6 protein-coding genes are annotated in these 9,467 nt (G+C 32.7%); 5 read left to right on the top strand and 1 reads right to left on the bottom strand.

Features of this window, described 5'->3' with window-relative positions; translation table 11 throughout:
* The first annotated feature begins 31 nt into the window (after nt 1-31).
* The 3 genes from AAC053_RS12495 to AAC053_RS12485 all read left to right on the top strand — a co-directional run bounded on the left by AAC053_RS12495 (nt 32) and on the right by AAC053_RS12485 (nt 3,638).
* A complete protein-coding gene (locus AAC053_RS12495) occupies nt 32-673 on the top strand; it encodes a ribonuclease H family protein (RefSeq protein WP_339757162.1) in 642 nt (213 codons plus the stop codon).
* 79 nt (nt 674-752) lie between these two features.
* A complete protein-coding gene (locus AAC053_RS12490) occupies nt 753-1,679 on the top strand; it encodes a PfkB family carbohydrate kinase (RefSeq protein ID WP_339757159.1) in 927 nt (308 codons plus the stop codon).
* 60 nt (nt 1,680-1,739) lie between these two features.
* Nucleotides 1,740-3,638 (top strand): amidophosphoribosyltransferase, encoded by a 1,899-nt coding sequence (locus tag AAC053_RS12485; RefSeq protein WP_339757157.1) that lies wholly within the window; start codon nt 1,740-1,742, stop codon nt 3,636-3,638.
* A gap of 528 nt (nt 3,639-4,166) precedes the next feature.
* Here AAC053_RS12485 and AAC053_RS12480 read toward each other — a convergent pair.
* Nucleotides 4,167-4,775 (bottom strand): superoxide dismutase, encoded by a 609-nt coding sequence (locus tag AAC053_RS12480; protein WP_339757154.1) that lies wholly within the window; start codon nt 4,773-4,775, stop codon nt 4,167-4,169.
* Nucleotides 4,776-4,885: 110 nt separating this feature from the next.
* On the opposite strand from AAC053_RS12480, the gene AAC053_RS12475 reads away from it, so the two are divergent.
* Both AAC053_RS12475 and kbl read left to right on the top strand, forming a co-directional pair.
* Entirely contained in the window at nt 4,886-8,017 is a 3,132-nt protein-coding gene (locus tag AAC053_RS12475) for a UvrD-helicase domain-containing protein (RefSeq protein WP_339757151.1), read from the top strand.
* 41 nt (nt 8,018-8,058) lie between these two features.
* A complete protein-coding gene (kbl, locus tag AAC053_RS12470) occupies nt 8,059-9,252 on the top strand; it encodes a glycine C-acetyltransferase (RefSeq protein WP_339757148.1) in 1,194 nt (397 codons plus the stop codon).
* Nucleotides 9,253-9,467 lie beyond the last annotated feature (215 nt).

Raw genomic sequence — 9,467 nt, 5'->3', positions numbered from 1 at the left:
CATTTTCCTGAGGTGGCTGAAAAACTATTGAATGAGTAAAAAGAAAAAAAAATATTATACCGTTTGGAAAGGTCATCACACAGGCGTCTTTGAAACTTGGAACGACTGTAAAGCGCAAATAAAAGACTTTCAAGGAGCGCAATACAAATCATTTTTAACTTTTGAAGCCGCAAAAGAAGCATCAAAAGGGAATTATTTTGATTATATAGGAAAATCTAAATCCTTTAAAAGTGAACTTTCCCAAGCGCAACTCAAAAAAATAGGGCAACCTAATTATAATTCTATTTCTGTAGATGCAGCTTCAAGCGGAAATCCTGGCATTATGGAGTACAGAGGGGTAGATACTAAAACAAAAAAACAATTATTTATTCAAGGCCCATTTGAACAAGGTACTAATAATATTGGCGAATTTTTAGCCTTAGTACATGGTTTAGCTTTTCTTAAACAACACAACAGTAAGTGTATTATGTACACAGATTCTAGAACTGCTATGAGTTGGGTGCGAAAAAAAATATGCAACTCTAAGCTAGAGCGCAGTGCTAAAAACAAACCTGTCTTCGATTTAGTAGATCGTGCTGTGCAATGGTTAAAAACGAATGAGTATTCTACAACTATAGTAAAATGGGAAACCAAAGCTTGGGGAGAAATTCCTGCGGATTTTGGGAGGAAATAATATTCTACTTTAAGGCTAAAAGTATATTTTTTAAGGAATATATTTTACGTAAATTTGCACCTTAATTCAAACTTAGGTAATGAGTAAATTAGTGATTGTCGGGACCGTAGCCTTTGATGCGATTGAAACCCCTTTTGGTAAAACCGACAAAATTCTTGGTGGCGCAGCAACATATATAGGTTTGTCAGCTTCAAATTTTAATATAGATGCTGCTGCTGTTTCAGTTGTGGGTGGCGATTTTCCGCAAGAATATTTAGATCTTTTAGAAAATAAAAACGTTAATATAGAAGGTATAGAAATAGTAAAAAATGGTAAAACCTTCTTTTGGAGTGGAAAATACCACAACGACATGAACTCTCGTGATACTTTAGTGACAGAGCTAAATGTATTAGAACATTTTAATCCAATTGTTCCAGAAAACTATAAAGATGCAGAAGTTGTAATGCTAGGTAATTTACATCCTATAGTACAACAAGGGGTCTTAAACCAAATGACTAAGAAGCCTAAGCTGGCGATTTTAGATACTATGAATTTCTGGATGGATATAGCTCTAGATGATTTGTTTTCTGTAATTAAAAACGTAGACGTTATTACTATTAATGATGAAGAAGCTAGACAATTAACTGGTGAGTACTCTCTAGTTGTTGCAGCAAGAAAGATTCATGAAATGGGCCCTAAATATGTGGTAATTAAAAAAGGAGAACACGGCGCTTTATTGTTTCATGATGATAATGTGTTCTATGCTCCAGCATTACCTTTAGAAGAAGTGTTTGACCCTACTGGTGCTGGTGATACTTTTGCTGGTGGCTTTGCTGGTTATTTAGCAAAGACTGGTGATTTCTCTTTTGAGAATATGAAGACCGCAGTAATATACGGTTCTACCCTCGCCTCCTTCTGTGTAGAAAAATTTGGCACTGAACGAATGCAAAACTTAACAGATAACGAAATCTATAAACGTCTAGACCAATTTAAGAGTCTAACACAATTTGACATAGAATTAACTTAAACCAACGCGCTCAAAATTGAGCGCGTTTTTTATTACACAATTAATAGCTGATAACATAATATGAGTGATGCTTTAAAACATGAGTGCGGAATAGCACTTATTAGACTTTTAAAACCATTAGAGTACTACAAAGAAAAATACGGAAGTGCATTTTATGGTGTCAACAAAATGTACTTAATGATGGAAAAACAGCATAACCGTGGACAAGACGGAGCTGGTTTTGCAAGCATTAAATTAGATACTAAACCAGGTGAGCGTTATATCAGTCGTGTGCGCTCTATTGCTCAGCAACCTATTCAAGACATTTTTGCTCAAATTAATGAGCGGATTAATGACGATTTAACGCAAAACCCACAGTACCAAGATAGCGTTGAGTTACAGAAGAAGAACATTCCATACATAGGTGAATTGTTTTTAGGTCATGTCCGTTATGGTACATTTGGTAAAAATAGTGTGGAAAGTGTTCATCCTTTTTTAAGGCAAAATAACTGGATGCATAGAAATCTCATTGTAGCTGGTAACTTTAACATGACCAACGTTAATGAACTCTTCGATAACCTTATTGAAATCGGTCAGCACCCAAAGGAAAGAGCCGATACCATTACTGTAATGGAAAAAATTGGACATTTTTTAGATGATGCTGTTGCCAAAATCTATAAGGACCTTAAGAAAGAAGGTTACAACAAAATTGAATGCTCACCTCTCATTGCTGAACGCTTAAACGTTGCTAAGATCTTAAAAAAGGCTGCAAAAAATTGGGATGGTGGTTATGCTATGGCTGGCTTATTAGGTCATGGAGATTCATTTGTTTTAAGAGATCCCTCTGGTATTAGGCCAACTTATTATTATAAAGATGATGAAGTTGTGGTTGTAGCTTCAGAACGACCAGTAATACAAACTGTTTTTAATGTCCCTTTTGAAGATGTAAAAGAGCTTGATCCTGGCCATGCCATCATTACTAAAAAATCTGGGTCAACAGCAATTAAAAAAATATTAGAGCCTTTAGAGCGTAAAGCATGTTCTTTTGAACGTATCTATTTTTCTCGTGGCAGCGATGCTGAAATATATAAAGAACGTAAAGAACTCGGTCGGTTATTAATGCCAAAAGTTCTTGAAGCTATCGAAGGAGACACCCAAAACACAGTGTTTTCTTTTATTCCAAATACTGCCGAAACCTCCTTTTTTGGTTTGATAGATACTGTTGAAGAACACCTAAACCAAAGAAAAACTAAATCTATATTAGACGGAAGTGGTAAACTCTCAGCTGAACGTGTTACAGAAATACTATCTGAACGTCCAAGAATAGAAAAGATAGCTATTAAAGATGTTAAGCTAAGAACATTTATTACAGAAGATAGTAGTAGAGATGATTTAGTAGCTCACGTTTACGACGTTACCTATGGTGTTATAAAGCCAACTGATAACTTAGTTATTATTGATGATAGTATTGTAAGGGGAACAACCCTTAAGAAAAGTATCATTAAAATGATGGATAGACTAAAGCCAAAGAAAATAGTTGTAGTTTCTTCTGCCCCTCAAATACGTTATCCAGATTGTTATGGTATAGATATGGCAAATCTTGAAGGTTTAGTCGCCTTTAGAGCAGCATTAGAATTATTAAAAGATACAAATCAATATCATATAGTCGAAGACATCTATAAAAAGTGCCTAGCTCAAGTAAATTTAAAAGACAAAAAGGTAGTTAATTATGTAAAAGAAGTTTACAGTAATTTTACAGCTGAACAGATCTCAGATAAGATTTCAGAATTATTAAGCGATGAAGATGTTAATGCTGAAGTGAAAATTATTTTTCAACCTATAGAAAATCTTCATAAAGCATGTCCTAAAAATTTAGGTGATTGGTACTTTACTGGAAACTACCCAACTGCTGGAGGCAATAGAGTTGTTAACAGAGCATTTATTAATTTCTTTGAAGGAAATAAGAAGAGAGCGTACTAAACAATCTTCTAAAAAACGTTTTGTCCGATAAATTAAGTATTTTATCGAGATAAATTGCATTTCGTCCGGTATTTACACTTGTTTTAACAAATTACATCTACATTAGTATCACCATAACATAAGTAGGTTAAGTTCATGGTAGATTTGGGGCAAAAAAAGGTGAACATTGTTCACCTTTTTTTATGCCATTAATTAAAGTAACACTTTAAGTCCTATTTTCATTTCTCAACTTACAGTTATACTTATTACATCAGAAACTAAGGACTTTCCACGCTTAGACTAATATATAGGTCGTTTGTCCAAAAAATTGAATAGTTAAAATAATGTACACTTATATTTGACTCACCATAACATAAGTAGGTTAAGTTTATGGTAGATTTGGGGCAAAAAGGATGAACATCTGTTCATCCTTTTTCATTTTTAATTCTCAGATAAATAGAAAATACAATTACTTAAATTTTACTATTAAAGCATAAAAAATCCAAGTCTAAAAAGGCTTGGATTTTTTATTATTATAATTGATAAGGCTTATTTTGCTTCAGCATAACGACGTTCAACTTCGTTCCAGTTAATCACATTAAAAAACGCTTCAATATAATCTGGTCTTCTATTTTGATAGTTTAAATAATAAGCATGTTCCCATACATCCAATCCTAAAATTGGAGTACCACCACAAGTTACACCAGGCATTAACGGATTATCTTGGTTTGGTGTAGAGCAGACTTCTACTTTTCCCCCTTTATGAACACATAACCACGCCCAACCAGAACCAAATTGGGTAGCCGCTGCTTTACTAAAAGCTTCGACAAAAGCATCTTTAGAACCAAACTCATCTTTAATAGCATCCTTTAAGTCACCTGATAGATAACCTTTATCTTCAGGGTTCATTACTTCCCAAAACAATGAATGATTATAAAAACCACCTCCGTTATTTCTTACTCCACCATTATCCATATCTAAATTAGTAAGTATATCTTCTATAGATTTTCCTTCTAATACTGTTCCTTCTATCGCGGCATTTAATTTAGTTGTATATCCATTATGATGTTTTGAATGATGAATCTCCATAGTACGAGCATCTATATTCGGTTCTAAAGCATCATAAGCGTATTTTAATTTTGGTAATTCAAAAGCCATAGTCTAAAATTTTAATGTTAATATTTCAATTTCAACAAATTTACAATATTGAAAACAAGAAAGTCTAAATTAATTATTAAGATTCCCTATTTTGGTATAAAATTTTTCTTTTGAAAAACTCAACTTTTAAAATTTATAATGCTTCAGCTGGTAGCGGAAAAACATTTACGATAGCAAAATCGTACATAAAAATCTTAGTGCAGGCAAAAAGCAATGATCAGTTTAAATTCATTTTAGCCATCACATTTACCAATAAAGCAGTTGGTGAAATGAAAGAGCGTATCATTAATATGCTTAAGTTATTTTCTTCGGAAGAAAGCCTAAGTCTGCCTCACCCTATGTTTAAGGTGATTTGTGAAGAACTTTCAATACCTCCTAAACAACTTCATAATAAATCAAAGCAAATACTAAAGCATATTATACATAATTATGGTGCATTCGATATTTCTACAATTGACGGTTTTACACATCGTGTTATTAGAACTTTTGCTCACGACTTAAAATTACCTGTAAATTTTGAAGTCGAGCTAGATCAAGAACGACTTTTAAACTTAGCAGTCGATAGCCTCATTGCAAAGGCTGGAGTTGAGAAAACACTAACAAACGTATTGATAGACTTCGCCATCGAAAAAGCAGATGATGATAAAAGCTGGGACATCAGTTATGATTTTAATAAAATCTCAAGGCTCTTAGTTAATGAGAATAACTTCTCTGCAATACATTCGTTAAAAGATAAATCATTAGAAGATTTTAAAAATCTAAAAGAGCTTTTAGTAAAGCAAATTCTAACGCTCGAAAATGATATTGTAAAAACATCAGAAACAATCTTAACCTTAATAGAAGAATGTGGATTGCAATTTGATGATTTTAATAGAAGTTCGCTTCCAAAGCATTTTGAAAATTTAAAAACTAAAAGATTTGATATAAAATTTGATACGACTTGGCAAAATGATTTAGTTGAAGGTAATACGCTTTACCCTAAGCGAGTTGGTGAAAACGTTGCTTCAACCATAGAAAGTATTCAGTCTAATTTGTTGGAAGCTTACATTAAATCAAAATCTTCGGTTTTTGAATTAAGACTTAACAAAGGATTTTATAAAAATATAACACCACTTTCGGTTTTAAATGCTATTCAGAAGGAGCTAAATGCCTTGAAGAATGAACAGAATAAAATGCTGATTTCAGAATTCAACAAAATCATAAGTGAAGAAATTAAAGACCAACCTACTCCTTTTATATATGAACGTCTAGGTGAAAAATTTAAACATTATTTTATTGACGAGTTTCAGGACACATCTAAAATGCAGTGGGGAAATCTAGTGCCTTTATTAGATAATGCTCTTTCGGCTTCTAGCGGTTCTTCAATGTTGGTTGGTGATGCTAAACAGGCTATTTATAGATGGCGTGGTGGTGAAGCAGAACAGTTTATTAATCTCTATAATAAAGCAGAAAACCCATTTCAAGTTGAAGCAGATGTTTTAACCTTAGATACTAATTACAGAAGCTCAAAAGAAATTATCAACTTTAATAATTCGTTTTTTAAATATTTGGGAGATAATTATTTTAGCAATGGTGATTACGCCGCCCTATTTAAACATGCGAAGCAAAATACCTTTAATGAAGAAAATGGATTTGTTAATCTCAATTTTTTGAATATTCAAAAAGAAGATGATTCTAATGAGCTATATGCTTCACAAGTTTTAGAAACGATAATACAATGCCAAAACAATAATTACTCTCTAAATGACATCTGCGTTTTAGTCCGAAAACGAAAAGAAGGCGTTGCTATTGCTAATTACCTAAGTGAAAACGGAATTAAAATCACATCATCAGAAACACTTCTTTTAAAAAACTCAGCTAAAGTTGGTTTTATTAATACATTTTTAAAATTGCTGATACAACCTAATAATGATAGCATTAAGGTTGAAATCTTATCTTATCTAGCAGAACAACATTATATTGTTGATAAACATCAATTTTTCATAACCCATCTCAAAACAAGTCTTGATGACATGTTTGATAGTCTAAAAGAATTACAGATTTATATTACTAAGAGTGAACTTCTTCAACTTCCACTTTACGAACTGGTTGAACACATTATTAGACTATTTAAACTAAACGAAAGCTCAGATGCTTATCTTCAGTTTTATTTAGATTTTGTTTTAGAATTTACACAAAAACTAAATTCCGATTTATCAGCTTTTATCAATTATTTTGAAAAGAAGCAAGACAGCCTTAGTGTTGTAACTCCAGAACATTTGAATGCAGTGAAAATTATGACGATTCATAAATCTAAAGGATTAGAATTCTCGGTTGTAATATTTCCTTATGCAGATCTTAATATTTATAGAGAATTAGAACCAAAGGTTTGGTTTCCTGTTATTGAAAAAAAATATGCCGGTTTTGAAACCTTACTTCTCAATTATAATAAAGATGTTGAGCATTTTGGAGACAAAGGGAATTCGATTTATAATACACACCAATCGCAATTAGAGCTTGATAATATCAATTTATTATATGTGGTATTAACCAGAGCTGTGGAACAATTATATGTTATTTCTAAAAAGGATATCAGTTCTAAGGGAATAGTAAATGAGAACACCTATGCAGGTATGTTTATTTCTTACCTACAAAATATTGGCCGATGGTTGGATAATCAATTAAATTATAATTTTGGGGAGGTAAAGCAGAACAAAATACCAGTAGAAAAAGAAGAAACCTCGAGTCCACTTAAATTCATTTCTATTCCAAAAGAAGATCATAACCTTAGCATTATCTCCAAAGCAGGATTATTATGGGACACAAAACAAGAGAAAGCTATTGAGCGAGGTAATTTAGTGCACTTGGTTTTGTCTAAAATTAAAACAATTCAAGATGTTGATTTTGCTTTTGGAGACTTATTAGTTTCAGGCGAGGTTAAAAAAGAAAATTCTGAAGAACTGAAATCGCTGGTCGTAAATGTGGTACAGCACCCAAAACTAATACCCTTTTTTCAAGATGATTTCGAAATTTATAATGAGCGAGATATTATCACTAGTTTTGGTCAGCTATTAAGACCAGATCGTTTAAATATAAACTCTAAAAAAGAAGTCATTATTATAGATTATAAAACAGGAGAAAAGAAATCATTTCACAATTCGCAACTAAATGATTATGAGTCTGTTTTAAACAGAATGAATTTAATTGTCACTCACAAAATACTAGTTTATATAAATGACACTATTGATGTCATTGAAGTCTAGTTTATACATAGTATCTTTGTTGAAAACTAACACCACAATCAATGTACGGAGATATAAAATCGCACTTACAACAAGAAATTGAATCTATAAAAGACGCTGGCCTTTTTAAAGAGGAGCGTATTATCACCTCACCACAGGGTGCGGAAATAACGCTTAATACAGGACAAAAAGTTTTAAATTTCTGCGCCAATAATTATTTAGGATTATCATCTCATCCAGATGTTGTGCAAGCTGCTAAAAACACCCTTGACACACATGGTTTTGGCATGTCTTCTGTAAGGTTTATCTGTGGCACACAAGATATTCATAAAGAACTTGAGCAAAAAATTGCAGATTTTTATGGTACCGAAGACACCATATTATATGCGGCAGCATTTGATGCTAATGGTGGCGTTTTTGAACCCTTATTAACCAAGAAAGATGCAATAATTTCAGATTCTTTAAATCATGCTTCAATTATTGATGGCGTTAGGTTGTGTAAAGCTGCAAGGTATCGTTATCAAAACAATGATATGGCTGACTTAGAACAACAATTAATTACTGCCAATGAAAATGGCGCACGGTTTAAAATTATTGTGACCGACGGTGTATTTTCTATGGATGGTTTAGTAGCTCCTTTAGATAAGATTTGTGATTTAGCAGACAAATACGACGCAATGGTTATGATTGATGAGTGCCATGCTACAGGTTTTATTGGAGAAACTGGTATTGGCACACTTGAAGAAAAAGGCGTCTTAGGCAGAATCGATATTATCACAGGCACACTGGGTAAGGCTTTGGGTGGTGCTATGGGAGGTTATACCACGGCCAAAAAAGAGGTTATTGAAATATTACGTCAACGCTCTAGGCCTTATTTATTTTCAAATTCATTAGCGCCAGCGATTGTTGGAGCTTCTATTAAGGTTTTTGACATGCTCAAAAACGATACGTCCTTAAGAGACAAAGTAGATTGGAATACTAAATACTTTAAAAAAGGTATGAAGGAAGCAGGCTTTGATATTGTTAATGGAGATTCAGCAATTGTACCAGTAATGTTATACGATGCAAAACTATCTCAAACCATGGCAAATATGTTGCTAGAAGAAGGCGTATATGTAATTGGATTCTTTTATCCCGTTGTCCCTCAAAACAAAGCCAGAATAAGAGTACAACTGTCTGCTGCACATAGTGTAGATCAATTAGATAAGGCAATATCTGCCTTTATAAAAGTTGGCAAAAGACTTGAAATTATTTAAAATGGTTACAAACTCGCTAATATAGGGCGATGTAACAATATTTTTATATATTTGTCTTTGTTAATAAGATTTAACATCTTATTTTTGCCAACAATTAACACTTAAAAATTAAAATTATTTAGAATATGAAAAATCTTAGCAGATTATTGTTTGTCACAGTGCTTCTTATAAGTTTTAGCACTTCAAATGCTCAAGACAAGAACAATCCATGGGCT

Source organism: uncultured Winogradskyella sp., from assembly GCF_963975125.1.
Taxonomy (GTDB): Bacteria; Bacteroidota; Bacteroidia; order Flavobacteriales; family Flavobacteriaceae; genus Winogradskyella.
This window is presented reverse-complemented; position numbering and strand designations above follow the sequence as displayed.